This is a genomic window from Luteimonas suaedae, from assembly GCF_008312895.1.
Classification (GTDB): Bacteria; Pseudomonadota; Gammaproteobacteria; order Xanthomonadales; family Xanthomonadaceae; genus Luteimonas; species Luteimonas suaedae.
In genome coordinates, this window is the sequence record NZ_VSSP01000001.1 from 928,820 (window position 1) to 954,125 (window position 25,306).

The following is a 25,306-nucleotide window of genomic DNA, read 5'->3' on the forward strand; positions in this document are numbered from 1 at the left end:
GGGGTGGCTCCTGTCGGAGCCGTGATTGGTGATTGGTGATGGGTGATTCGCAAAAGCAGGTCCACAGGCGCGCTCCTGTTTTCACCAATCACGAATGACGAATCACGAATCACGTGCTTCATCCTCATGCCGCGGCCTCCAGCTGCTGATCGACGATCGAGCGCCCGTTGCGGATGAAGTACTCGAACTCGTCCCAGTAGTGGCGCAGGAAGCCCTGTACCGGCCAGGCCGCGGCCTCGCCGAAGGCGCAGATGGTGTGTCCCTCGATCTGGCCGGCGGCGGCCTTGAGCATGTGCAGGTCGTCGACGGTCGCGTGTCCTTCGACGATGCGGGTCAGCATGCGGTACATCCAGCCGGTGCCCTCGCGGCACGGGGTGCACTGGCCGCAGGACTCGGCGTAGTAGAAACGCGCGATGCGCTGGCAGGCGCGCACCATGCAGGTGGTGTCGTCCATCACGATCACCGCACCCGAGCCGAGGCCGGAGCCGGCCTTCTGGATGCTGTCGTAGTCCATCGTCAGGCCCATCATGGTCTCGCCCGGCAACACCGGCATCGACGAGCCCCCCGGGATCACGCCCTTGATCGTGCGGCCCGGGCGCATGCCGCCGGCCATCTCCAGCAATTCGGCGAACGGCGTGCCGAGGCGGATCTCGTAGTTGCCGGGGCGGGCCACGTGCCCGGAGACCGAGAAGATCTTCGGCCCGCCGTTGTTCGGCTTGCCGAGATTGAGGAACCACTCGGCGCCGTTGCGCACGATCGCCGGCACCGAGGCGAAGGTCTCGGTGTTGTTGATCGTGGTCGGCTTGCCGTACAGGCCGAAGTTGGCCGGGAACGGCGGCTTGTAGCGCGGCTGGCCCTTCTTGCCCTCCAGCGACTCCATCAACGCGGTTTCCTCGCCGCAGATGTAGGCGCCGGCGCCGAGCGCGTTGTACAGGTCGATGTCGATGCCGCTGCCGAGGATGTCCTTGCCGAGCCAGCCGTTGGCATACGCCTCGGCGGTGGCTTCCTCCAGGTGCTCGAAGGGCTCATGGTGGAACTCGCCGCGCAGATAGTTGTAGCCGACCGTGCTGCCGGTGGCATAGCAGGCGATCGCCATGCCCTCGATCACCGCATGCGGGTTGTAGCGCAGGATGTCGCGGTCCTTAGCGGTGCCGGGCTCGGACTCGTCGGAATTGCAGAGGATGTACTTCTGCATGCCCGAGTCCTTCGGCATGAAGCTCCACTTCAGGCCGGTGGGAAAACCCGCGCCGCCGCGGCCGCGCAGGCCGGACTGTTTGACCATCTCGATCACATCGGTCGGCGCGATCTTCTCTTCCAGGATCCTGCGCAGCGCGCTGTAGCCGCCGGTCTTGAGGTAGTTCTCATACGACCACGGCTTGTCGAAATGCAGCGTGGTGTAGACAGCCTGGTGCTCCTTCGGCGCGGGGCCGACGGGACCGGAACCCTGGGAATGCGTCATCGCGCGCCCTCACCTGTAGGAGCGGCTTCAGCCGCGACCGCGCCAGGCAGTCCCGTCGGTGGCGACCATGGTGAACGCGCCGCCGCGCGTTGCGAAGGGAAACAACGGCAGAGAACATCTGTCGTTAAGATTTGCGCGCAGTCGCGGCTGAAGCCGCTCCTACAGTTGCTCATGCGGGTACCGGCTCGACGATGGGTGGCGGTCATTTCAGCGCCTCCAGCAACTCGTCCACCTTCTCCGGCGTGAGCTTCTCGTGGTAGTGGCCGTTGATCACGACGACGGGTGCGCCGCAGCAGGCGGCGACGCACTCCTCCTCGCGCTTGAGGTAGACGCGGCCGTCGGCGGTGGACTCGCCCAGCTTGCAGCCGAGTTTCTTCTCGGCATGCGCGACCAGGCCTTCGGCGCCGTTGAGCCAGCAGCTGATGTTGGTGCAGAACGCGACGTTGTTGCGGCCGACCTTCTGCGTCTCGAACATCGAATAGAACGTGGCGACCTCATAGGCCCAGACCGGTGGGATGCCCAGGTACTTGGCGACGGCGGCGATCAGCTCGTCGCTCAGCCAGCCGCCGTTCTGGTCCTGCGCCGCCTGCAGGCCCTGCAGCACCGCCGAGCGCTTGCGGTCCGGCGGAAACTTGGTCAGCCAGTGGTCGATATGGGCGCGCGTGTCGTCGTTCAACGCGACCATCGGGTCGACGTTGCGCGCGTTCTCGAAATTGCCGGTTGCTCTCATGAGTGCGGTGATTCGTGATTCGTGATTCGTGATTGGAAAAGGCGGGGCGCGGGACCGGATCCGCCGTCGGGCACGCGGCCACGCTCTTGCGAATCACCAATCACCAATCCCGAATCACGGCCCCTCATCGATCGATCTCCCCGAACACGATGTCGTAGGTGCCGATCATCGCCACCACGTCGGCCAGCATGTGGCCCTTCACCACCGCGTCCATCGACGACAGGTGGGCGAAGCCGGGGGCGCGCAGGTGTACGCGGAACGGCTTATTGGCGCCGTCGGAGACCAGGTAGCAGCCGAACTCGCCCTTGGGCGCCTCCACTGCGCAGTAGGTCTCGCCCGCAGGCACGCAATAGCCTTCGGTAAACAGCTTGAAGTGGTGGATCAACGCTTCCATGTCGTCCTTCATCTCCTCGCGGGAGGGGGGCGACACCTTGTAGTTGTCGATCATCACCGGGCCGGGGTTGACCTTCAGCCAGGCCACGCACTGCTCGATGATGCGCACCGACTGGCGCATCTCGGCCACGCGCACCAGGTAGCGGTCGTAGCAGTCGCCCTCGACCCCCACCGGGATGTCGAAGTCGACTTCGGCGTACTTGGCGTAGGGCTGCTTCTTGCGCAAGTCCCAGGCCACGCCCGAGCCGCGCAGCATCGGGCCGGTCATGCCCCAGGCCAGCGCCTTCTCGGGCGGCACCACGCCGATGCCGACCGTGCGCTGCTTCCAGATGCGGTTGTCGGTGAGCAGGGTCTCGTACTCGTCGATGCGCGCCGGGAAGTCCTTGGCGAAGGCTTCCAGGTAGTCCAGCATCGAGCCCTCGCGCCAGGCGTTGAAGCGCTTGAGCTTGGCGCCCTTGCGCCACGGCGACTCGCGGTACCGCGACATGCGCTCCGGCAGGTCGCGGTAGACGCCGCCCGGACGGTAGTACGTCGCATGCATGCGCGCACCGCTGACCGCCTCGTAGACGTCCATCAGCTCCTCGCGCTCGCGGAACGCGTACAGGAACACCGCCATCGCGCCGAGGTCGAGCGCGTTCGAGCCGATCCACATCAGGTGGTTGAGGATGCGGGTCACTTCGTCGAACAACGTGCGGATCCACTGCGCCCGCTCCGGCGCCTCGATCCCCATCAGGGTCTCGATCGCGCGCACGTAGGCGTGCTCGTTGCACATCATCGACACGTAGTCGAGCCGGTCCATGTAGCCGATCGACTGGTTGAACGGCTTCGACTCGGCCAGCTTCTCGGTGCCACGGTGCAGCAGGCCGATGTGCGGGTCGGCGCGCATCACGGTCTCGCCGTCCATCTCCAGGATCAGGCGCAGCACCCCGTGCGCGGCCGGATGCTGCGGGCCGAAGTTCATCGTGTAGTTGCGGATCTCCTGTCGGAGCACCGCGGCGTTGCTGGCGCTGGGCTCGACCGGCGGATGCGCCGGAACGCTCACGTCGCTCATTTCGCGTCCCCCGTCCTGCGCGCCACCTGCTCGCCGGTGGCGGTGGCGTAGCGCGCATCGTCGCGGATCACCCGCGGCACCAGCACGCGCGGCTCGACCGAGGTCACCGGCTCGTAGATCACACGCTTCTTCTCCGCGTCGTAGCGCACCTCGACATTGCCGATCAGCGGGAAGTCCTTGCGGAACGGATGGCCGATGAAGCCGTAGTCGGTGAGGATCCGGCGCAGGTCGGGATGGCCCTGGAAGATGATGCCGAGCAGGTCGAACGTTTCGCGCTCGAACCAGTCGGCCACCGGCCAGATATCGGTCAGCGAGGCGACGATCGGCAGCGCGTCGTCGGGGGCGAAGCAGGTCACGCGCAGGCGCTGGTTGTGCTGCACCGACAGCAGCTGCGCCACCGCCGCGAAGCGCTTGGCCGGCGGCGCGATCGCGCCCTCGCCGTCCGGCTGCTGCAGCTGCCGGCTCGGCGTCTGCCCGAAGCCGAATCGCCCCGGGCCGCGGCCCTCGACGCCGCGGCTGAAGCCTTCGGAGGACACGTCGGTGTCCCACTCGTCGCTGCCGTAGCTCAGGTAGTCGACGCCGCAGACGTCGATCAGCTGCTCGAAGCCGAACTCGTCGCGCAGCGCCAGGCAGCCGTCGTGCCAGGCGGCGGCGTCGAACACGATGCCGACCTCGCCGCGCGGCTCGCTCACCGAGACCTCCGCGCCGTCGAAACGCGCGCGCAGGCGATCCGCGAAAACGTTCACCTTGTCGCTCATTCGCGCAGCCCCGTGCGGTTCTCGCCGAAGTTGGTGGCGCGGCGGATCTTGCGCTGCAGCTGCAGGATGCCGTAGACCAGCGCTTCGGCGGTCGGCGGGCAGCCCGGCACGTAGATGTCGACCGGCACGATGCGGTCGCAGCCGCGCACCACCGCGTACGAGTAGTGGTAGTAGCCGCCGCCGTTGGCGCAGCTGCCCATCGAGATCACCCACTTCGGGTCGGGCATCTGGTCGTAGACCTTGCGCAGCGCCGGGGCCATCTTGTTGACCAGGGTGCCGGCGACGATCATCACGTCGGACTGGCGCGGCGACGGGCGGAACACCACGCCATAGCGGTCCAGGTCCAGGCGCGCGGCGCCGGCGTGCATCATCTCCACCGCGCAGCAGGCCAGGCCGAACGTCATCGGCCACATCGAGCCGGTGCGCGCCCAGTTGAGCAGGATGTCGGAACTGGTGGTGACGAAGCCGCGCTCGAGCAGGGGGTTCTCGCCCTGCGGGCGCAGGATGTCGTCGAGCTGCCCCTCCGGCAGCGGATTGCTGGCGAAGTCGGCAGCCTTCTGGATCGTCTGGATCACTCCCATTCCAGTGCTCCCTTTTTCCAGACGTAGATGAAGCCGAGCAGCAGCATGCCGGCGAAGATGCCCATCTCGACCAGGCCGACCACGCCGAGGTCGCGGAACACGGTGGCCCACGGCACGATGAAGATGATCTCCAGGTCGAAGATGATGAACTGGATCGCGATCAGGTAATAACGCACGTCGAACTGCATGCGCGCGTCCTCGAACGCGGCGAAGCCGCACTCGTACGGCGCCAGCTTCTCCGCCGACGGACGCTTGGGTCCGAGCAGGTTGCCGATGATCAGCAGGGCGATGCCGATGCCGGTGGCAACGATCAGGAACAGCAGGGTCGGCAGGTATTCGGCCAGCACGCGTTGTTCTCTCGGCTACTTGCCGCACTCGGCGGCCGTTGCTCGACGCTTTCGCGCCAGCCGCGCCACATTGACTGCGTCGCGGCGTTGAAGACTCCGGACCTTCGACAGAAGGTCCGCACGGACTTGCACCATCCCTGGCATCTCGACGCGGCATGCACTCCGCCCCGGTCGCCCGGGACCGCGCTCGAACCCGTGAATTGTAGCGGTTCGTGAACTCGCGAGTAAACGATTACGCGGCCATCGCATCCCGTCCACATCGAATCGTTCGTCTGGCGTGAAGCCCACGGCGCCGGGAATCGCGCACGCGTCCGTCACGCAGGTCGCGGACAGCAAAAACCCCGCTCGAAAGCGGGGTCTTCATCGCTTCGCGCAACAGGCTGCGCGAAGCCGGATATGGTGCCCAAGAGGGGACTCGAACCCCTACGACTCTCGTCGCTACCACCTCAAGGTAGTGCGTCTACCAATTCCGCCACCTGGGCAATGGTGCCGCCCGACATCGCGGACGGCGGACAGCGCATTGTAAAGGCTATTGCTCTTCGTCTTCCTGCGCCGGCGCAGGCTCCTGCGCCTGCTGCTGCCCGACAGCCTCGGCGGGCGCCTCGGGGAGCTCCGGCGCGGCGGGTACCGCCGCATCCGGCGCCTGTCCGGGCGCCGCCGGCACCGACCCGGCGTCCGCCGCCGGCGCCTGCGGAATCGACATCACGCCGAGGTCCTGCTGCACCTGCTGCGGTGCGGCCTGCTGCGTCGCATACCACGCCATGAACAGGGTGACGGCGAAGAACCCGATCGCCAGCCACTTGGTGGCCTTGGTCAGGAAGCTCGACGAGCCGCGGGCGCCGAAGACGGTGGCGGAGGCGCCGCCGCCGAAGCCGGAACCAGCCGCCGCGCCGGAACCGCGCTGCATGAGGATCAGCGCGACCATGGCGATCGCGATCAGGACGAACAGGACGTTGAGAACGAGCAACAGCATGCGGATCGGATCCGGTCAGGGCGCCGCAGCGGCGATGATGGCGAGGAAATCTTCGGCGACCAGCGAGGCGCTGCCGATCAGCCCGCCATCCACGTCCGGCTGCGAAAACAGCGCGGGAGCATTGTCTGGTTTGCAACTGCCCCCGTATAGGACGGGCAGCAAGCCGGCGATTGTAGCATCGTGGCGCGCCGCCTCGCCACGGATGAAGGCATGGACCGCCTGGGCCTGCTCCGGGGTCGCGGTACGGCCGGTGCCGATGGCCCAGACCGGCTCGTAGGCCACCACCGCGCCCTCCAGGGCCCGATCCCCGGCCGCCTCGAACACCGGCGCCAGTTGGGCCGCGATCACCGCCTCGGTGCTGCCGGCCTCGCGTTCATCCAGGGTTTCCCCGACGCACAGCACCGGCACCAGGCCGGCCTGCCGGGCCGCGGCGAACTTGCGCGCGACCAGCGCGCTGTCCTCGCCGTGGTACTGGCGGCGCTCCGAATGGCCCACCAGGACGTGGCGAATCCCGACATCGGCCAGCATCGCCGCCGACACCTCCCCGGTGTAGGCGCCCTTCGCATGCGCGCTGACGTCCTGGGCGCCGAAACCGAGGCCGCGCCCGGCATAGGCCGCGGTCAACTCGCCCAGGTAGGGGAACGGCGGCATCACCACGCACTCCACGCCGGCCGGTGCATCGGTGGCGGCCAGCGCATCCAGCAGCGCCCGCGCGAACGCGCGGTCGCCGTGCATCTTCCAGTTCCCGGCCACGATCCGTGGGCGCATCTGCGATGCTCCTTCAAGTATGGAAACGCGATTCTAGCGGCAGCGGTGGCGGCGCGCTCCCGCGGATCGGCCGCGAGATCACGCCGGCCGCTCATCCGTAGGAGCGCGCCATGCGCGCGATGCCGCGGGCATTTCGCCGCCCGCAAGTCCCGGTGACCGGCGCGTTTGCCGGTCCAGAATCGCGGCATCCGCCGGTCCTGCCGGCACCCGCGATATCGCGCCCATGGGGCGCTCCTACTTCAGTTTGATCTCCCGCAGGCGTTCTTCCAGGTAGCCCTGCGCGGTGATCGGCTCGGGGTAGCGGCTCGGGTTGTCCGCGGTCACCGTCGCCGGCAGCACGTCGATCACGAAGTCCGGATTCGGATGCAGGAAGAAAGGCGTGGAATAACGCGGCTTGCGCGCCTCCTCACCCCGCGGATTGACCACGCGATGGGTGGTGGAGGGATACACGTGGTTGGTCAGGCGCTGCAGCATGTCGCCGATGTTGACCACGATGACGTCCTCCTCGGCGGTGAACGGCACCCACTCGCCCTTGCGCGACTTCACTTCCAGGCCGGCCGCGCTGGCGCCCACCAGCAGGGTGATCAGGTTGATGTCCTCGTGCGCGCCGGCACGCTCGTTGGGGATGTCGTCGGTGGTGATCGGCGGATAGTGGATCGGGCGCAGGATCGAGTTGCCGAAGTCGGTCTTGTCGGCGAACCAGTCCTCCGGCAGGCCGATGTGCAGCGCCAGTGCCGCCAGCACGCGCGCGCCGAGCCGGTCGAGCGCCTGGTACAGGCCGTAGCCGTGCTCGCGGAACCCTTCGACCTCGGTCGGCCACAGGTTCGGCGGCATCACCTCGCGGTACTTCGAATCGTCGGGGATCTCGCGGCCGATGTGCCAGAACTCCTTGAGGTCGAAGTGCTGGGCGCCCTTGGCCGTTTCCACGCCGAACGGGGTATAGCCGCGCGCGCCGCCGCTGCCCGGCACGTGGTAGCGCATCTTGACGTCGTCAGGCAGGGCGAAGAATTCGACGAAGATGCGGTAGGCCGCGTCGATGTCCGACTGTGGGATGCCGTGGCCGCCGATGCCGGCGAAGCCCCATTCGCGGTAGGCGGCACCGAGTTCGGCGACGAAGGCGTCGCGGTCACGGCTGCTGGTGGGTTCGCTGAAACGGCGGATGTCCAGGGTGGGAATGCGCGAAGCCATGAATCTCTCCGTAATCGATCAGCCCGCCGCCGCGCGCACCGCGTCGGCCAGGCCATCCAGGGTCTGCTGCATCAGCGCGGCATCGTCGGCTTCCACCGTCACCCGCACCACCGGCTCGGTGCCGGACGGGCGCAGGAAGGCACGCCCCCTGCCCTCCACCGCGGCCTGCGCCCGCGCCAGTGCGGCCTGCACCGCGGGCGCCTCGGCCGGCCGGGCGCCGTCGCCGTAGCGCACGTTCGCAGTCCGCTGCGGCAGCTTGCGCAGGCCTTCCAGCGCCTGCTGCAGGGAGATCCCGCGGCGCTTGAGCACTTCCAGCACCTGCAGTGCGCTGACGATGCCGTCGCCGGTGCTGGCGCGGTCCAGGCACAGCAGGTGACCCGAGGTCTCGCCGCCGAGCATGCCGCCGTGCTGCAGCAGCGCCTGGTGCACGTAGCGATCGCCGACCTTGGCGCGAATGAAGCCGATCCCGCGCGCGGCCATCGCCTGCTCGAAACCGTAGTTGGTCATCAGCGTACCGACCACCGGGCCGCGCAGGCGCCCGCTGGCTTGCCAGTCGCTCGCCAGCACGTACAGCAGGTCGTCGCCGTCGGCGATGCGACCGTCGTCGGCCACGAACAGCACCCGGTCGCCGTCGCCGTCGAAGGCGATGCCGAGCTTGGCGCCGGTCGCCCGCACCTGTTCGGCCAGGGCCTGCGGGTGGGTGGAGCCGACCCCGTCGTTGATGTTCACGCCGTTGGGCTCGATGCCGATCGCGTCGACGCGCGCGCCCAGTTCGCGCAGCACCAGCGGACCGATCTGGTAGGTAGCGCCATTGGCGCAGTCCATGGCGATGCGCATGCCGCCGAGATCGAAGCCGCGCGGCAGCGAGCCCTTGCAGGCCTCCAGGTAGCGGCCGACGGCGTCGCGGGTGCGCACCGCCTTGCCGAGCTTGTCCGACGGCACGGTCCGGAGCGGCTGCTCGAGCGCCGCTTCGATCGCCGCCTCGGTGGCGTCGTCGAGCTTCTCGCCGCCGGCGGAGAAGAACTTGATGCCGTTGTCGTGGTGCGGATTGTGCGAGGCGGAGATGACGATGCCGCCGTCGGCGCGCAGCGAGCGGGTCAGGTGCGCCACCGCCGGGGTCGGCATCGGCCCCATCAGCTCGACGTCGACGCCGGCCGCGACCAGCCCGGCTTCCAGCGCCGCCTCGAACATGTAGTTGGAAATGCGGGTGTCCTTGCCGATCACCACGAAAGGCTTGCGCCAGGCCGCATCGTCGCCGCGCAGCACGTGACCATAGGCATTGCCCAGGCGCAGCACGAAGTCGGCCGAGATCGGCGCCACGCCGACGCGGCCGCGGATGCCGTCGGTGCCGAAGTAGCGCCGCGTTGCGGCGCTACCGTCATTGGTGATTGGTGATTGGTGATTGGTCATGCGTACTGTTCCGGAAGGTGGCGCATAGGCTGCTGGAGGCTGGCTTTTCGAATCACGAATCACCAATCACCAATCACGGCCTCACGCCACCACCTCCACGTCTTCCTCCGGCCGCGGCTGGCGCATCATCAGCGCCAGCAGGCGGGCGATGCGTTCGCGCAGTTCGCGGCGGTCGCAGATCTGGTCGATGGCACCGTGTTCGAGCAGAAATTCGCTGCGCTGGAAGCCCTCCGGCAGGGTTTCGCGCACGGTTTGCTCGATCACCCGCGGGCCGGCGAAGCCGATCAGCGCTTCCGGCTCGGCCAGGTTGATGTCGCCGAGCATCGCGAACGAAGCCGAGACGCCGCCGGTCGTGGGGTGCGTCATCACCGAGACGTACGGCAGCCCGGCGGCGCGCAGCCGGCCGAGCGCGGCCGAGGTCTTGGCCATCTGCAGCAGCGAGAACAGGCTTTCCTGCATGCGCGCGCCGCCGCTGGCGGAGAAGCACACGAACGGGCTGCCCAGCTCCAGCGCGCGCTCGGCGCCGCGGGCGAAGCGCTCGCCGACCACCGAGCCCATCGAGCCGCCCATGAAGGCGAAGTCGAACGCGCAGGCGACGATCGGCCTGCCCTTGAGCGCGCCTTGCATCGCCACCAGGGCATCGCGTTCACCGGTCACCTTCTGCGCGGCCTTGATGCGATCGGCGTATTTCTTCTGGTCCTTGAAGCGCAGCACGTCGGTCGGGCCGAGTTCGGCGGCGATCTCCTCGCCGCTGTCGCGGTCCAGGAAGCCGCGCAGCCGCGCACGGGCGCGGATCGGTCGATGGAAGCTGCACTTGGGGCAGACCTCCAGGTTCTCCTCCAGCTCCGGCCGGTACAGGATCGCGCCGCAGCGCTCGCACTTCTCCCACAGCCCCTCGGGCACGCTGCGCTTGCGCGGTGCACCACTCTCGGTGCGGATGCTCGCGGGCATCAGTTTCTTCAGCCAGCTCAATTCGGTCACCTTCTCTTGTCCGGAACGGCCGCCGTATGCGGACCTGGGGCGGCGCGCCGGCGCGTGTTGCGGGCAAGTCTAGCGCGGGCCGGCCCGGCACGCCCGCTGCCCGCACTGGGAGCGACGGAAGTCGCGACGCTCTGTCGGTGGCAGCCGTCGCGACTTCCGTCGCTCCCACAAAAACCGGAGGCTTGCGCCTGCATCGCTTGACCGTGGGCACCCGACCGAGCCTTCACGCCGATCCGGAGCCGCAGAGGAGAGGCTCGGGCCGGAGCTCGAAAGCCTCGCTAGCCTGCAGTGCCCGTATTGGCGTGCGGGCGGTCGAGCGCGGCGCGCAGCGGCGCCAGGAATGCCGCGGCGCGGGACGCGGCTTCGGCTGCGTCGGGAGCATCCGCCAGCGATGCCACCAGGGCGCTGCCCACCACCACGCCGTCCGCATCCACGGCCATGGCCGCGGCGCCGGCGGCGTCGCGGATGCCGAAGCCGGCAACCACCGGCACCTCGGTCCGCGCACGGATTCCGCGCAGGCGTTCGCCGGCGGCGGCGGTATCGAGCCGCTCCGAAGCCCCGGTCACGCCGGCGAAGCTGACGTAGTACAGGTATCCGCTGGCATCGGCGCATAGCCGTTGCAGGCGGTGTTCATCGGTCGTGGGCGAGGCCAGCAGGATCAGGGCGATCCCATACGCGGCGAACGCGTCGCGGAACTCGCCGGCCTCCTCCGGCGGCAAGTCGACCAGCAGCACACCGTCGACGCCGGCCGCGGCCGCCTCCCCGGCGAACCGCTCCGCGCCACGGATCTCGATCGGGTTGAGATACCCCATCAGCACCACCGGGATGTCCGCGTCGCGCTCGCGAAACATCCTCACCGCCTCGAGCACGAACGACATGCCCGCACCTCGAGCGAGGGCACGTTCGGAGCTGCGCTGGATGGTCGGGCCATCGGCCATCGGGTCGGAGAACGGCACGCCGAGTTCGATCACGTCGGCGCCGGCCCGGACCAGCGCATGCATCACCGGCACGGTCGCCTCCAGCGAGGGATCGCCGGCGGTGACGAACGGAATCAGGGCCTTGCGGCGCTGTGCCGCCAGCAGCGCGAAACGTCGATCGATTCGATTCATGTCGTTCCTGTCCGGGAGCCGCCGGGCACGGTCCGCTCGCCGCTCGCGAACAGGCGCTCCGGCAGTTCCGCCAGCGCCTCGTCCGGCGCTTCCACGTCGAACATGTCGATGCAGCAGCCGCAGCCCAGATTGTCGGAAAGATGGACGAGCCGCGTTTCCCAGCGATCCAGCCAGGCATCGAGGATGATCTGGTCGTCGGGTTCCGCCGCCAGCGTCGCGCGCCGCATCGCCATCCTCAGACCTCCACGCCTTCGCGCGCGGCGATGGTATGCACGTCCTTGTCGCCGCGGCCGGACAGGTTGCACAACACCAGCGCGTCCTTCGGCAGCTCGCGGGCGAGCTTGATCGCCTGCGCGATTGCATGGCTGGACTCGAGCGCGGCAAGGATGCCCTCGGTCTTCGCCAGCAGGTGGAACGCGGACAGCGCCTCGTCGTCGCTGATGCCGACGTACTCGGCACGGCCACTGTCCTTCAGAAACGCGTGCTCGGGCCCCACGCCCGGATAGTCCAGCCCGGCGGACACGGAGTGCGTCTCGGTGATCTGGCCATCGTCGTCGCAGAGCACGTAGGTGCGGTTGCCGTGCAGCACCCCGGTACGGCCGGCGGCCAGCGACGCGGCATGGCGGCCGCTGGCGATGCCCTCGCCGGCCGCCTCCGCGCCGACGACGCGTACATCGGCATCGTTGAGGAAGGCATGGAACAGGCCAATGGCGTTGCTGCCACCGCCGACGCAGGCGGTGACCGCGTCGGGCAGGCAGCCGTATTCGGCCAGCATCTGCGCGCGCGCCTCGCGACCGACCACGGCGTTGAAGTCGCGCACCATGCGCGGATACGGATCCGGCCCGGCCACGGTGCCGATGATGTAGAACGTGTCGCGCACATGGGTCACCCAGTCGCGCATCGCTTCGTTCAACGCGTCCTTCAGCGTCGCCGAACCGGAGGTGACCGGCACCACTTCCGCGCCGAGCAGCTTCATCCGGTAGACGTTGATCTTCTGCCGCTCGATATCGGTGGCGCCCATGTACACCACGCACTCGAGCCCCAGCCGCGCGGCCACGGTGGCGCTGGCGACGCCGTGCTGGCCGGCGCCGGTCTCGGCGATGATCCGCGTCTTGCCCATGCGGCTGGCGAGCAACGCCTGGCCGATGGTGTTGTTGATCTTGTGCGCACCGGTGTGGTTCAGGTCTTCGCGCTTGAGCAGGATGCGCGCGCCGCCGGCCTCCTCACTCAGGCGCTCGGCGTGGTAGATCGGGCTGGGGCGGCCGACATAGTGCGCCAGGTCGCGCTCGAACGCCGCGACGAACGCCGGATCGACGCGCGCCGCATCATAGGCGGCGGCCAGCTCCTGCAGCGGCCCGATCAGGGTCTCGGCGACGAAACGTCCGCCGAAGCGACCGAAATGCCCGCCGGCGTCGGGCCAGGCGTGATAGTCGATGGTGTGCTCAGTCATCGGAATTCCTTTCCGACAGGTCGGCGCAGTCGGCGCGGCGGACCTCCTGCACGAAGCGGCGCATGCGCTCGCCGTCCTTGATGCCCGGCGCGCTTTCGATGCCGCTGCAGGTATCCACGCCCCAGGGCAGCGTTCCCAGCGCGGCTTCGAACACGTTGCCCGGTTCGAGGCCGCCGGCGAGAAAGAACGGCAAGTCCAGGCCCGGCGGGATCCGCTTCCAGTCGAAGGTGCTGCCGCTGCCGGGCTCGGCGTCGCCGCCGTGACTGTCGAACAGGAACCCGGACGCGCCCGGGAACTTGAGCCGGAGTCCGGTCGCATCGAGCGCCATGGCTCCGCCCATCGGCACCGCCTTGAGGTAGGGCGTCCCGAAACTGCGACAGAAGGCGTCGTCCTCCTCGCCGTGGAACTGCAGCAGCGAGGGACGCACCTGGCGCGCGACTTCGCGAACCGAATTGCCGTCGTTGTTGCGGAACACCGCGACCGCGTTGACCAGCGGCGCGAGCGCATTGCGCATGGCACGCGCTTCCTCCGGCTCCACCCGGCGCGGACTGCCGGCGGCGAAGATGAAGCCGACCGCGTCGACGCCGAGTTCGCCGGCCAGGCGCACGTCGCCGGCACGGGTCATGCCGCAGAACTTGATGCGGGTGCGAAACAGGATGCGGTTCATCGACGGCAGGTGGCGGATGGATAGCGGGACAGCGTAGCTTTTTCCGCGCGTGCGTGCGCATGCATCCATGCGCCGCTCATAGTGTCACCTCTTCCGGAAGACCGCATTCAGGCGGATACAGCGGGCCCAGGAACAGCAGCCCCGTCGCCGGCGCGGTCGCCCCGGCCAGGGTGCGGTCGCGCGCCGCCAGCAGTTCGGCGATCCATGCGCCGGGGCGCTCGCCCGCCCCAACCTCGAGCAGCGAGCCGACGATGTTGCGAACCATGTGGTGCAGGAAGGCGTTGGCCTGCAGCTCCACCGCGAGTTCTTCGCCGATGCGCTCGACCGCAATTCGCTGCAGCTCGCGGCGCGCGTGCGGCGCCTGGCAGTGCACGGTGCGGAAGCTGGAGAAGTCGTGCTCGCCCACCAGCGCCTGCGCGGCGCGATGCATCGCCTGTGCGTCCAGCGGCTGCCGGCACCAGGCCAGGTACTGGCGCTCGAGCGCCGCACGCACCGGACGGTTGACGATGCGGTAGCGATAGCGCCGCGCGCGCGCCGAGAAGCGGGCGTGGAAGTCGTCGCCGACCGGCACGCACCAGCGCACCGCCACCGCCGGCGGCAACCGCGAGGTCGCGCCCAGCATCCAGCCACGCGGCTCGCGGCGTGCCTGGCTGTCGAAGTGCACCACCTGGCAGCGCGCGTGGACACCGGCGTCGGTGCGTCCGGCGCAGACGGTGGCGACCGGCGCATCGGCGACCTCCGACAGCGCACGCTCGAGCGCGGCCTGCACGGTCGCCGGCCCGACCGTACCCGGCTGGCTCAGGCGCTGCCAGCCGGAGAAGTCGCCGCCGTCGTATTCGACGCCCAGGGCGTAGCGCATTGCGGAGTCCGAAGCGTGGGAAGAGGCGGGAAATGTTAGAGCGGTTTCGGCGCAAGCGTTGGCGAGATCCCTTCTCCCGCTTGCGGGCCGGCGGCCCGACACGAGCGAACGCCCCATGCGCGACGCGCATGGGCCGGGCGCGGAGCGAGAGCCTGCCCCCGAGTGCTTTGGTCGGGGACGCCCGAAGAGCAGCGGCTTCAGCCGATCTCGCGCAGCAGCTGCTCCGCTTCGCCGCGTTCGCCGTCGCTGCCGCTGGCGACGACTTCCTGCAACAGGCTGCGGGCAGTGTCGACATCGCCGAGTTCGACGTAGGCGCGGGCGAGTTCGATGCGCTCCTGCCCCGCCTCGAGCTCCGTCACCGACGCTGCGGTCGCGTCCGGATCCAGCTGCCCTGCCGGCTCCAGGCGCTCGGCAGGCACGCCGGATGCGTCGGTCATGTCTCGAGTTCCGGCGGTCGGCACGGGGCCGTAGTCGAAGCGCGGTTCCGGCGCGGGCGCGGCGGGCGGCACCGCCGGTGGCGATTCCGGTGCTCCGGCGTCGCCGCCATGCCAGGTCGGCGCCGTGGCGGCGGCTTGCTTGCCGGTCTTGCGTGGTTTCGCTCCCGCTCGCGCGCCGGCGCTCGACACCGCCGCCGGCGCGCCGGCGCGGAAGCTGCGCGCGGGCACGGGCTTTTCGCGCCGCGACCAGAACCACGCCAACAGTGCGGCCAGCAGCAACGCGACGCCGAGTCCGAGCCACAGCCAGGTCCCGCCGCCGGTCTCGGCCGCGGGAACGCCGGCCGCGGCCGGCGTCTCGCCGGTCTGGGCCGTGGACGTCGCCGGTTGCCGGTTGGATTCGGCCAGGCGCTGCTGCGCGGCGGCCAGTTCGCTGTCCTTGAGCGTGATCAGCTGCTGCTGTTGCTGCTGCAGCTGCTCGAGCTCGGCGATCCGCGTTTTCAGCTCCTCGACCTCGGCGTCGCGCGCGGCCAGTGTTTCCCGGGTTTCCTGCATGTCCTGTCGAAGCATCTCGCCCTCGCCGCCGGCGGTGATGCCGGACGTTGTTCCCGCCTGCTGGCCGCCACCGGAGGATGGCGGCGCGATCTCCAGGCGCGCCTCGGCGGTGCGTGCCGCCCCGCCGCTTTCCGTCGCCCGCGCATCGCCCGCGCTGTCCGAGGCAGCCGCGACGGCGGTCTCCGGCTGCGGTGTCGGCGCCGACAGCTCGCGCCAGCGCGCCACCTGTGCGCGCACCTCGGCCGTCGCCTCGGCGGCCGAGACGCGGGTGAGCTCGTCGCGCGGCGGAATCCGCAGGACCGCGCCCTGCCGGACCAGGTTGACGTTGCCGGCGATGAACGCCTCGGGATTGGCGCGCAGCAGCGCCAGCATCATCTGGTTCAGGCTGACGTCGTCGTCCGGGGCGATCCGCTGCACGATCTGGCTCAGGGTATCCCCGGCCTGCACCGGGCCGTACTCACCGGGGACCGACATTGCGGTGGCGGCGGGGGCCGGTGCCGGGGGCCGCGGTGCCGGCGTAGGCGCGACCGCATCGTCGACCGCCGTTTCGGGCTCGGCGGCCGCTTCGGTGGCCGCGGCGGCATCCGACGGCACCTCGGCGATCGCGGTGGCGTCCGGCTGCGGCGGCCGCACGATCGTGCCCGCGGGCGCCGCTTCCGGGGCGCGCACCGGCGGCTGCGCGGGCGCGGCCATGGTCTCGGGCGTATCGACCAGGGCCGAGTATTCGCGCACCAATCGCCCCTGCCCCCAGTCGACCTCGACCAGGAAGGTCAGCAGCGCCTGCTCGACCGGCCCGGCGCTGGTGACGCGAACCACGGGACGGCCGCCGGCGTCGAGCGCGACCGTGAACTGCAGGTCCGAAACCACGCCTTGCGGCGGTTCCAGCCCGATCCTGGCGAAGGTCTCGGGCGACGCCAGGCGCGCCTGCAGCTGCCGCAGTTCCGCCGGATCACTGGAGATGATCGGGATCTCGGCCAGGAACGGCTCGCCGTACTGCGAACGCACCTGGATCTGGCCGAGCCCGAGCGCGAACGCCGGACCGGCCAACAGCACCAGTGCCAGCACCCACGCGATTCGCCACTTCGACAGCATGCATCTCCCCTCTTCGGGCTACGACTCTAGCCGGCCGGACCGTCGATTCGCAATGGACGCGGCCGGGAACGCCGTGACGCCCGCCTACTCCGCGTCCGCCGCCGCCGCCACCAGCTCGGCGATCTGTACCGCGTTCAGGGCCGCGCCCTTGCGGATGTTGTCGGAGACGATCCACAGGTTCAGTCCGCGCGGGTGCGAGAGATCCTCGCGGATGCGGCCGACGTAGACCGCATCCTTGCCGGACGCGTGCGTCACCGGCGTCGGGTAGCCGCCGGCACGGCGCTCGTCGACCACCTCCACGCCCGGCGCCGAGGCCAGCAGCGCACGGGCATCGACCGCCGTGAGCTTGGTTTTGGTCTCGATGTGCACCGCCTCGGAATGGCCGTAGAACACCGGCACGCGCACCGCGGTCGGGTTCACCTGGATGCTGTCGTCGCCGAGGATCTTGCGGGTCTCCCAGACCAGCTTCATTTCCTCCCTGGTGAAGCCGTTGTCCATGAACTCGTCGATCTGCGGGATCAGGTTGAAGGCGATCTGCACCGGAAACAGCTGCGGATCGGCGTCCTGGAAGTTCAGCATGGCGCCGGTCTGGCGCCCCAGTTCCTCCATCGCCGCGCGGCCGGCGCCGGAGACGGACTGGTAGGTGGCGACGTTGATGCGTTCGATCCCCACCTTGCGGTGGATCGGCGCCAGCGCCACCAGCATCTGCATGGTCGAGCAGTTGGGATTGGCGATGATCCCGCGCGGCCGCGCCTTCGCCGCCTCCGGGTTCACCTCGCTGACCACCAGCGGCACGTCGTCGTCGTAGCGGAACGCGGAACTGTTGTCGATGACCACGGCGCCCGCGGCGGCGAACTTCGGCGCGTATTCCTTCGACACGCTGCCACCGGCCGAGAACAGTGCGATTTCGACGCCCGTCGGATCGAACGTGGCCAGGTCCTGCACGAGGATGTCGTCGCCGCGGTATTCGACGGTGCCGCCGGCCGAGCGTTCGCTGGCCAGCGCGACCAGTTCGCCGACCGGGAACTTCCGTTCAGCCAGGATCGACAGCATGGTCTCGCCGACCGCGCCGGTGGCGCCGACGACCGCGACCTTGAAACGTCTGGGGGGATTGTTCATGGATATGGTTCTCGATGATTCATGGGATGAATGTTTCGTAGGAGCAGCCCATGGCCGCGAAGCCGTGGGTGGCTCCGGTTGCCGTGGCGGCGATTCCCGCCGTCTGCAGCCGCGTCGGCATCGCGCGCATGGCGCGCTCCTACAGGGACACGGCGCCGCAGCTGGATTCCGGGAGTCCGCACATCATGCGGGACTCCCTACCGTTTCAGCAGCTCCGCATTCACCGGCGCCGATGGCCTGCCGGCGTCCGGGCCGCATCCGAGCGCGGCGATCAGGTTGTCGACCGCGAGCGCCACCATCGCCCGTCGCGTGGCGGGGCTGGCGCTGGCGATGTGCGGGGTGAGTACCACGTTGCGCAACGCCAGCAGTTCCGGCCGTACCGCGGGCTCGCCCTCGTAGACGTCGAGCCCGGCCGCCGCCAGGCGGCCGTGCGCGAGCGCGTCGGCGAGCGCCGGCTCGTCGACGATGCCGCCGCGGGCGAGGTTCACCAGGGTCGCGGTCGGCTTCATCTTCGCCAGCGCGGCGGCGTCGATGACGTGGTGCGTTTGCGCCGTGTACGGCAGCACCAGCATCAGGTGGTCGACCTGCGACAGCAGCTCGTTGAAGCCGACGTACCGCGCCCTGCTGCAGTCGTTCTCGGTCTCCACCGGCAGCCGCTTGCGATTGTGGTACAGCACGCGCATGCCGAAGCCGGCGGCGCGACGGGCGATGCCCTGCCCGATCCGGCCCATGCCGAGGATGCCGAGGGTGCTGCCGTGCAGGTCGGCACCGAGCATGCGGTCGAACGACCACCGGTCCCAGTGGCCCTCGCGCAGCCAGCGTTCGGCCTCGGTGATGCGGCGCGCGGTGGCCATCAGCAGCGCGAAGCCGAAGTCGGCGGTGGTCTCGGTCAGCACGTCGGGCGTGTTGGTGACCAGCACCCCGGCGGCGGTGAGCGCGGGCAGGTCGAGGTTGTCGTAGCCGACGGCGACGTTGGCAATCGCGCGCAGCCGCGCGGCGGCGGCGATTTCCTCCGCGCCGATCTGTTCGCTCAAGGTCACCAGCGCACCGTCGACTTCGCGCAGGTGCTCCGCGACCGCGGCGGGCGGGTAGCGATCCTCGACCGACGTGCGCATCACGTCGAAATGCGCGTCCAGGCGCGCGGTGACGTCCTCGAACAGCGGGCGCGCCAGCCACACCCGCAGACGCGGCTCAGCCATCGCCGGCGCCCCCGGGCGATTCTGTCTGGACGCCGGCCGGGATCCGCGGCGCCACCTCGCCGACGTCGCCGCACTGCGCGCGATGGCGCAGCGCCTGGTCCATCAGCACCAAGGCCAGCATCGCCTCGCAGATCGGCGTGGCGCGGATGCCGACGCAGGGGTCGTGGCGGCCGGTGGTCACGACGTCCACCGCGTCGCCGTCGATGTCGAGCCCGCGCCCGGGCAGGCGCAGGCTCGAGGTCGGCTTGAATGCGACCGAGGCGACGATCCGCTGCCCGGTGGAAATCCCGCCCAGGATGCCGCCGGCATGGTTCGACAGGAACCCGTCGGCGCTCATCTCGTCGCGGTGCACGGTGCCGCGCTGGGCGACGCTGGCGAAGCCGTCGCCGATCTCCACGCCCTTGACCGCGTTGATCGACATCATCGCCGCGGCCAGTTCTGCGTCGAGCTTGCCGTAGACCGGCTCGCCCCAGCCGGGCGGCACGCCATCGGCGACCACGTTGACCCGCGCGCCGACCGAATCGCCGGACTTGCGCAGCGCGTCCATGTAGGTTTCCAGTTCCGGCACCTGCGCCGCGTCCGGCCAGAAGAACGGGTTGTCCTCGACCGCCGACCAGTCGTGCGCGGACGGGACGATCCCACCGATCTGCGCCAGATGCCCGCGCACGACGACGCCGTGACGCTCGCGCAGCCAGCGCTTGGCGATGACCGCCGCGGCCACGCGCATCGTGGTCTCGCGCGCCGACGAGCGCCCGCCGCCGCGCGGATCGCGGACGCCGTACTTCTGCCAATAGGTGTAGTCGGCGTGGCCGGGACGGAACTGCCGCGCGATGCGGTCGTAGTCCTTGCTCCGGGCGTCGGTGTTCCTGACCAGCAGCGCGACGGGCGTGCCGGTGGTGCTGCCCTGGTACACGCCCGACAGGATCTCCACGGTGTCGCTCTCGTGCCGCGCCGAGGTGTGGCGGGTGCGGCCGGTGGCGCGTCGCGCCAGGTCTGCGGAGAAATCCTCCGCGGCGATCGCGATTCCGGGCGGGCAGCCGTCGATCACGCAGCCGATCGCCGGACCGTGCGATTCGCCGAAGGTGGTGACGCGGAACAGCTGTCCGAAGGTGTTCAAGGGCGGCGCCCCCGGGTCTCCGTCCGTTCGGGACTGCACCAGGAATCCTCCCCCCTTTGAAAAAGGGGGGCTGAGGGGATTTGCTTTTGTCCGGCGAGAGCGGAGAGCAACAGCAAATCCCCCCTGCCCCCCTTTTGCAAAGGGGGGGAAGGCGGGCGGCTGATGGGAGACGGGCTCAAAACAGGCTTCCTGCGCCGGCGGCGGCCGGCGTCGCCGGGGCCGCGCCTTTGCGGGCGGCGACCAGTTCGGCGATGCGGGCGTTGTGCTTCATCAGGTCGTGGCACTCGACCACGAACACGCCCATCTGCCCGACCTTGAACTCCACCCACACCAGCGGCAGGTCCGGCAGCAGCGCGGTCAGCGCGCGCTCGGACTCGCCCACCTCGCAGATCAGCAATCCGTGCTCGTGCAGGTGCAGCGGCGCGTCGCGCAGGATCGTCAGCACCAGGTCGAGGCCGTCGTCGCCGGCGCGCAGGCCCATCTCCGGTTCGTACGAATACTCCGGCGGCAGCGCATCGGTCTCGTCGTTGGTGACGTAAGGCGGATTGCTGACGATCAGGTCGTAGTGCTCGCCCTGCAGCGCGGAGAACAGGTCGGACTTCAGGAAACGCACGTTGTGCGCCTGCAGCCGCGCCTCGTTCTCGGCCGCCAGTGCCAGCGCGTCGTCGCTCAGGTCGGTGCCGTCGACGTGCCAGTCCGGGTTGTAGTGCGCCATGGCGATGGCAATGCAGCCCGAGCCGGTGCACAGATCGAGCGCGCGCCGCACCTCGCGGCCGCCGAGCCACGGCTCGAAACCGCCCTCGATCAGCTCGGCAATCGGCGAACGCGGCACCAGCGCGCGGCGATCGGACTTGAAACTGAGCCCCGCGAACCAGGCTTCGCCGGTGAGGTAGGCGGCCGGCACGCGCTCCTCGATCCGGCGCAGGAACAAGCCCAGCACCTCCTCCTTCTCCGCCAGCGTCACCCGCGACTGCCCGTACGCCGGCGGCAGGTCGTGCGGCAGGTGCAGGGCGTGCAGGGTCAGCTGGGTGGCTTCGTCGAGCGCATTATCGTAGCTGTGGCCGAACGTCAGCGCGGCCGCGTTGAAACGGCTGGCGCCGTAGCGGATCAGGTCGATGATCGTCTGCAGTTCGTCGGTCATGGCGCGCGCGGGCCCGTGGCGGCCGGGGAATTGTCGTGTAGGGGAGCGGCTGCCCGGGCAGCCCGTCCGGGAAGTATATCGGCCACGCGGGTATCATGGTCGAACTTCAAGTGGAACCTGAGATGTTCAACCGCGCCACGCTCATCGTTCTGGTCGTCGCCCTCGCCGGCGGCCTCGGCCTGCTGGCCGCGCAGCGGCTGACCTCCGAAACCGTTCCTGCCTTGCCGGAGACGCAGGCGGTCACGCTGTTCCCGCAGCCACGTGCACTGCCGGCGTTCGCGCTGCAGCAGTCCGACGGCACGCAGCTGGTGCCGGGCGAACTGCACGGCCACTGGACCATCGTGTTCATCGGTTTCACCTTCTGCCCGGACGTCTGTCCGATGACGCTCGCCGAACTGTCGCGGGCGCAGAAGCAGTGGGAGGACATTCCCGACAGCGTGCGGCCACGGGTATTGTTCGTCTCCGTCGATCCCGAGCGCGACACACCCGACCGCGTCGGCGAGTATGCCGCCGCCTTCCACCGCGACACCCTGGCCGCCACCGCCGACGTCCCGGCGCTGGAAGAGTTCGCCCGTTCGCTGTCGCTGGTGTTCATGAAGGCACCGCCGCCGCCCGGCGCGCCGGATGACGGCTACACCATCGACCATTCCGCGGCGATGGCAGTGCTCGACCCGCAAGGCCGCATGGCCGGCGTGATCCAGCCGCCGCTGGATCCGGCCGCGATCGCCGCCGACCTGCGCACGCTGACCGCGGCGCACCGCAACGATTGACGACTCCGTCGACGCCGTCCCTTCTCTCCGACGGGAGAAGATGGCGAAGCGCCGGATGAGGCGCTTTTTTGCCCTCGGCACCCCCTCGTCCGTTCTGGCACTTCCTCCGTAAGCGGGGGAAAAGAATTCTCCACTCAGGATTGTGCTAAAGAGGCAGAACGCCTGCAGGGATTACGATCAGCGGATCGGCCGGAGCTGCAGCATCAACCCGAAGAGATCGAGTTCCGGGGCAGCGATCCCGCACTCGTATCCTTGCTGGCGACAGCACCTTTTGCCGGCTCCGGCTTCCCCCTCACCCCCTCCCTCTCCCCCGCAAGCGGGGAGAGGGAGATAAAAAAAGCGCTCACTACATCGCCCATGCACGCCGTCACCTCCCTCACCTACGTCCTGCCGCACCGCCTGCTGTCGTCACTGGCGCGCCGGCTGGCCTATTCGCGCCACCCGCGGCTCAAGCAATGGCTGATCGATACGGTGGTGCGCCGTTTCGGCGTCGACCTCGACGAAGCCGCCGAACCGGATCCGCGCGCCTACGCCAGCTTCAACGCCTTCTTCACCCGGGCGCTGCGGCCCGGCGCGCGCATCGCCGATCCCGACCCGCGGGCGCTGCTCATGCCCGCCGACGGACGCGTCAGCCAATGCGGGACGATCGGCCACCCGGATGAGCGCGGACGCATCTTCCAGGCCAAGGGGCGCTCGTTCACGGCGGCCGAACTGCTCGGTGCCGCGGACGATGCCGAGCCGTTCGACGGTGGCGTGTTCGCCACCGTCTACCTGTCGCCGAAGGACTACCACCGCGTGCACATGCCCTGGACCGGCACCCTGCGCGAGACCGTGCACATGCCCGGACGGCTGTTCAGCGTCGGCCCGGCCGCGGTGCGCGAGGTGCCGCGCCTGTTCGCCCGCAATGAGCGCCTGGTGTGCCACTTCGACACCGACTTCGGACCGATGGCGGTGGCGATGGTCGGCGCGCTGCTGGTTTCCGGTGTGGAGACGGTGTGGAGCGGCGAGGAAATCCCGCGCTACGGCGATCGCGTCACCCGCAAGGATTATCGCGGCAGGGGCATCGTGATCGAGCGCTTCGCCGAGATGGCGCGCTTCAACTACGGCTCCACGGTGATCGTGCTGTTGCCGCCGGGCGTGGCGGAGCTGTCCCCGGACCTGGCGCCCGAGTCACCGGTCCTGCTGGGCCAACGCCTGGCGACCCGCACGATTCCGTAGGAGCGCGCCGTGCGCGCGATACCGCGGGTGCCGGCAGGATCCGGTGGATGCCGCGATTCCGGACCGGCAGGCGCGCCGCGACGATCACCGAAATTCGCGGGCGCCGGACCCACCCGCGGTATCGCGCGCATGGCGCGCTCCTACGGCAGGTCGGTCACCTGCCACACCCTTGCAAGTTCAGGCGCTGCCCCTGTCGCAGCGCGTAGGTCGGCGCCTTGAGGTTATTGGCGTTGGCCAGCGCACGCAGATTGCAGCCGTAGCGTTCGGCGATCCGGCCCAGGGTATCGCCGCGGGCGACCCGGTGCTCGCGCGGCGATGGCGCGGCGGACGATGCGACCGGAGCGACCACGGCGGCGGCGGTCGCGGGCACGGACTGCACCGGCACCGAAGAGCCCACGACTGCACCGCCCGGATCGCTGCGTACCAGCTCGTGGGCCAGTTCGGCGCGGGCGCCGCGGGTGCACCAGCGGTTGTACAGGCCGACCACGCGGGTCGTGGCCCGGAGCTCGGTCCCGGCCGGAATCCAGTCTTCCGCCTGGTAGCGGGGATTGAGGTTGCGCAGCATCCGCATATAGCCGTAGCGGCTGCCACTGCTGCCCAGGCAGATGGTCAATTCGTAGATGGACGCCGGCTTCTGCAGCGTCAGCGTGGCGGGTCGCGCGTCGACCTTGGGAAACTCCAGGCCGTACTTCTTCGGGTGCAGGAACAGCCAGGCGGCGGCGATCACCATCGGCACGTAGTCGCGCGTCTCCGGTGGGAACTGGCTGTAGACCGACTCATCCCAGAAGCTGCGCCCGCCGCTGGCGTTGTGGATCCGCAGCGCCCGGCCCTCGCCGCCGTTGTAGGCGGCCAGCGCCAGTTCGATGTTGCGGTTGAGCTCGGCCATGCGCTCGTTGAGATAAGCCGCGCTGGCCTGCGCCGAGGCGTAGGGATCGTAGCGGGTGTCGAAACCGGTGGCGTCCGGCCCGAGGCCGAAACGACGGCCGGTGGCGTACATGAACTGCATCGGGCCGGCAGCGCCGGCGCGCGAGGTCGAGTGCACGCGCCCGGTCGATTCCTTGGCCAGGATGCCGAACAGCAGCGCCTCCGGCAGGGCCGAACGCTCGTAGTGCGGCCACATCAGGTCGCGCATGTACTGGTAGTTCTCGTGGCTGACGATCAGCGAATGGCGCATGTCGGTCAGCCAGCGGCGGATGGCTTCCTGCACCGCGGGGTTGTACTGCACCATCTCGACGAAGCGGCGGCCGTCGCTGAGCAGCGCCGCGGCGCGCGCGGCCTCGGGCACGTCGCCGGCGGCACCGGCGGCCATCCCGTCCGGATCGGTATCGAAGGGATCGATCTCCTCCTCTTCCTCGACCGCCGCGGCGGCGTCGGCGTCGGCCTTGAGCAGGCGTTTGAACGTGGTGACGAAGCCGGCCGGGTCGCAGCCGCGCAGCTCGCCGCATTCGACCACCACGTCTTCCATGTCCTCCAGCGCCGCATCGCCGGCCTGCACCGCCTCCGGCTCGTTGTTGCGCACCCGCACCATCGCCTCGCGGTAGCGCGCCTCGGCCTGGTCCATGCGCTGCTGCAGCGCCCCGGCCGCGCGCTCGTTGCGGGATTGCGCAGCGGCGTCGGGCAGGTGCAGGACGATCAGCAAGGCGGCCGTGGTCGGGACCAGGCGGAGAAAGGCACGGCGGGCAGCGGGCATGTGATCGCAGGCGAAGAATGGAACGGCAGGTTAGCGGTCGCCCGGCGGCGCTGGCAAATCCCGACAGGCGCGCAGACCGTGGCAGCGATGGGCGTCGCGACCAGATGGTTGGCAGGCAGGGCCTGCTGATCGTTCGCTGGTGTCTGGCCGCCGTGTCGCGACTTCCGTCGCTCCCACACAGACAGCCCCATACGGGCGCTCCCACACCAAAGGCGGCACCGCTTCCACCTGCTCCACAAGCCGGCTA

Annotated in this window: 24 protein-coding genes and 1 tRNA gene; 2 read left to right on the plus strand and 23 right to left on the minus strand. The window is 69.5% G+C overall.

Annotation, left to right across the window (positions count from 1 at the left end):
- Positions 1-124 precede the first annotated feature (124 nt).
- The 22 genes from nuoF to prmB form a co-directional block, all read right to left on the minus strand.
- Positions 125-1,459 (minus strand): NADH-quinone oxidoreductase subunit NuoF, encoded by a 1,335-nt coding sequence (gene nuoF, locus FXO19_RS03955; RefSeq protein ID WP_149193723.1) that lies wholly within the window; start codon positions 1,457-1,459, stop codon positions 125-127.
- A gap of 202 nt (positions 1,460-1,661) precedes the next feature.
- Positions 1,662-2,189: an NADH-quinone oxidoreductase subunit NuoE gene (nuoE, locus tag FXO19_RS03960; protein ID WP_149193724.1), complete on the minus strand. Its 528-nt coding sequence runs from the start codon at positions 2,187-2,189 to the stop codon at positions 1,662-1,664.
- Between the two features lie 124 nt (positions 2,190-2,313).
- Positions 2,314-3,543: an NADH-quinone oxidoreductase subunit D gene (locus tag FXO19_RS03965; protein ID WP_255516288.1), complete on the minus strand. Its 1,230-nt coding sequence runs from the start codon at positions 3,541-3,543 to the stop codon at positions 2,314-2,316.
- An 86-nt stretch (positions 3,544-3,629) separates the two neighbouring features.
- Positions 3,630-4,391 carry an NADH-quinone oxidoreductase subunit C gene (locus FXO19_RS03970; RefSeq protein WP_149193726.1) on the minus strand — a complete coding sequence of 254 codons (762 nt, stop codon included), beginning with the start codon at positions 4,389-4,391 and terminating at the stop codon, positions 3,630-3,632.
- Complete coding sequence (locus FXO19_RS03975) at positions 4,388-4,972, minus strand: NuoB/complex I 20 kDa subunit family protein (RefSeq protein WP_149193727.1); 585 nt, start codon at positions 4,970-4,972, stop codon at positions 4,388-4,390. Before FXO19_RS03975 ends, FXO19_RS03970 begins: the two co-directional genes overlap by 4 nt.
- Positions 4,963-5,319, minus strand: coding sequence for an NADH-quinone oxidoreductase subunit A (locus FXO19_RS03980; RefSeq protein ID WP_149193728.1), 357 nt, complete (start codon positions 5,317-5,319; stop codon positions 4,963-4,965). Before FXO19_RS03980 ends, FXO19_RS03975 begins: the two co-directional genes overlap by 10 nt.
- A gap of 397 nt (positions 5,320-5,716) precedes the next feature.
- Positions 5,717-5,801, minus strand: a tRNA-Leu gene (locus tag FXO19_RS03985).
- 47 nt (positions 5,802-5,848) lie between these two features.
- Positions 5,849-6,292 carry a preprotein translocase subunit SecG gene (gene secG, locus FXO19_RS03990; RefSeq protein WP_149193729.1) on the minus strand — a complete coding sequence of 148 codons (444 nt, stop codon included), beginning with the start codon at positions 6,290-6,292 and terminating at the stop codon, positions 5,849-5,851.
- Positions 6,293-6,307: 15 nt separating this feature from the next.
- Positions 6,308-7,060 (minus strand): triose-phosphate isomerase, encoded by a 753-nt coding sequence (gene tpiA, locus FXO19_RS03995; RefSeq protein WP_149193730.1) that lies wholly within the window; start codon positions 7,058-7,060, stop codon positions 6,308-6,310.
- A gap of 234 nt (positions 7,061-7,294) precedes the next feature.
- Positions 7,295-8,248, minus strand: coding sequence for an isopenicillin N synthase family dioxygenase (locus tag FXO19_RS04000; protein WP_149193731.1), 954 nt, complete (start codon positions 8,246-8,248; stop codon positions 7,295-7,297).
- Positions 8,249-8,266: 18 nt separating this feature from the next.
- Positions 8,267-9,658 carry a phosphoglucosamine mutase gene (gene glmM / locus FXO19_RS04005; RefSeq protein WP_149193732.1) on the minus strand — a complete coding sequence of 464 codons (1,392 nt, stop codon included), beginning with the start codon at positions 9,656-9,658 and terminating at the stop codon, positions 8,267-8,269.
- An 81-nt stretch (positions 9,659-9,739) separates the two neighbouring features.
- Positions 9,740-10,630, minus strand: a complete 891-nt coding sequence (accD, locus tag FXO19_RS04010; protein WP_149193841.1) for an acetyl-CoA carboxylase, carboxyltransferase subunit beta — start codon at positions 10,628-10,630, stop codon at positions 9,740-9,742.
- A gap of 287 nt (positions 10,631-10,917) precedes the next feature.
- Complete coding sequence (gene trpA / locus FXO19_RS04015) at positions 10,918-11,748, minus strand: tryptophan synthase subunit alpha (RefSeq protein WP_149193733.1); 831 nt, start codon at positions 11,746-11,748, stop codon at positions 10,918-10,920.
- A complete protein-coding gene (locus tag FXO19_RS04020) occupies positions 11,745-11,981 on the minus strand; it encodes a hypothetical protein (protein ID WP_149193734.1) in 237 nt (78 codons plus the stop codon). Before FXO19_RS04020 ends, trpA begins: the two co-directional genes overlap by 4 nt.
- Positions 11,982-11,983: 2 nt before the next feature.
- Complete coding sequence (trpB, locus tag FXO19_RS04025) at positions 11,984-13,198, minus strand: tryptophan synthase subunit beta (protein ID WP_149193735.1); 1,215 nt, start codon at positions 13,196-13,198, stop codon at positions 11,984-11,986.
- Positions 13,191-13,865, minus strand: coding sequence for a phosphoribosylanthranilate isomerase (locus tag FXO19_RS04030; protein ID WP_149193736.1), 675 nt, complete (start codon positions 13,863-13,865; stop codon positions 13,191-13,193). Before FXO19_RS04030 ends, trpB begins: the two co-directional genes overlap by 8 nt.
- Positions 13,866-13,941: 76 nt before the next feature.
- Positions 13,942-14,724, minus strand: coding sequence for a tRNA pseudouridine(38-40) synthase TruA (truA, locus tag FXO19_RS04035; RefSeq protein ID WP_149193737.1), 783 nt, complete (start codon positions 14,722-14,724; stop codon positions 13,942-13,944).
- Positions 14,725-14,921: 197 nt separating this feature from the next.
- A complete protein-coding gene (locus FXO19_RS04040; protein WP_149193738.1) occupies positions 14,922-16,805 on the minus strand; it encodes a type IV pilus assembly protein FimV in 1,884 nt (627 codons plus the stop codon).
- An 84-nt stretch (positions 16,806-16,889) separates the two neighbouring features.
- Positions 16,890-17,924, minus strand: coding sequence for an aspartate-semialdehyde dehydrogenase (locus tag FXO19_RS04045; RefSeq protein ID WP_149193739.1), 1,035 nt, complete (start codon positions 17,922-17,924; stop codon positions 16,890-16,892).
- A gap of 197 nt (positions 17,925-18,121) precedes the next feature.
- Positions 18,122-19,123 carry a 2-hydroxyacid dehydrogenase gene (locus tag FXO19_RS04050; protein ID WP_149193740.1) on the minus strand — a complete coding sequence of 334 codons (1,002 nt, stop codon included), beginning with the start codon at positions 19,121-19,123 and terminating at the stop codon, positions 18,122-18,124.
- Complete coding sequence (gene aroC / locus FXO19_RS04055; RefSeq protein ID WP_149193741.1) at positions 19,116-20,240, minus strand: chorismate synthase; 1,125 nt, start codon at positions 20,238-20,240, stop codon at positions 19,116-19,118. Before aroC ends, FXO19_RS04050 begins: the two co-directional genes overlap by 8 nt.
- 175 nt (positions 20,241-20,415) lie before the next feature.
- The gene (prmB, locus tag FXO19_RS04060; RefSeq protein ID WP_149193742.1) at positions 20,416-21,381 is read right to left on the minus strand and encodes a 50S ribosomal protein L3 N(5)-glutamine methyltransferase; all 966 of its coding nucleotides are present in this window, start codon (positions 21,379-21,381) and stop codon (positions 20,416-20,418) included.
- A gap of 122 nt (positions 21,382-21,503) precedes the next feature.
- On the opposite strand from prmB, the gene FXO19_RS04065 reads away from it, so the two are divergent.
- Together FXO19_RS04065 and asd are read left to right on the plus strand one after the other, a co-directional pair.
- A complete protein-coding gene (locus tag FXO19_RS04065; protein ID WP_149193842.1) occupies positions 21,504-22,151 on the plus strand; it encodes an SCO family protein in 648 nt (215 codons plus the stop codon).
- Positions 22,152-22,508: 357 nt separating this feature from the next.
- A complete protein-coding gene (asd, locus tag FXO19_RS04070; RefSeq protein WP_149193743.1) occupies positions 22,509-23,369 on the plus strand; it encodes an archaetidylserine decarboxylase in 861 nt (286 codons plus the stop codon).
- Positions 23,370-23,523: 154 nt separating this feature from the next.
- Here the strand turns inward: asd and FXO19_RS04075 are convergent, their stop codons facing one another.
- Entirely contained in the window at positions 23,524-25,059 is a 1,536-nt protein-coding gene (locus FXO19_RS04075) for a transglycosylase SLT domain-containing protein (protein ID WP_149193744.1), read from the minus strand.
- Between the last annotated feature and the right edge of the window lie 247 nt (positions 25,060-25,306).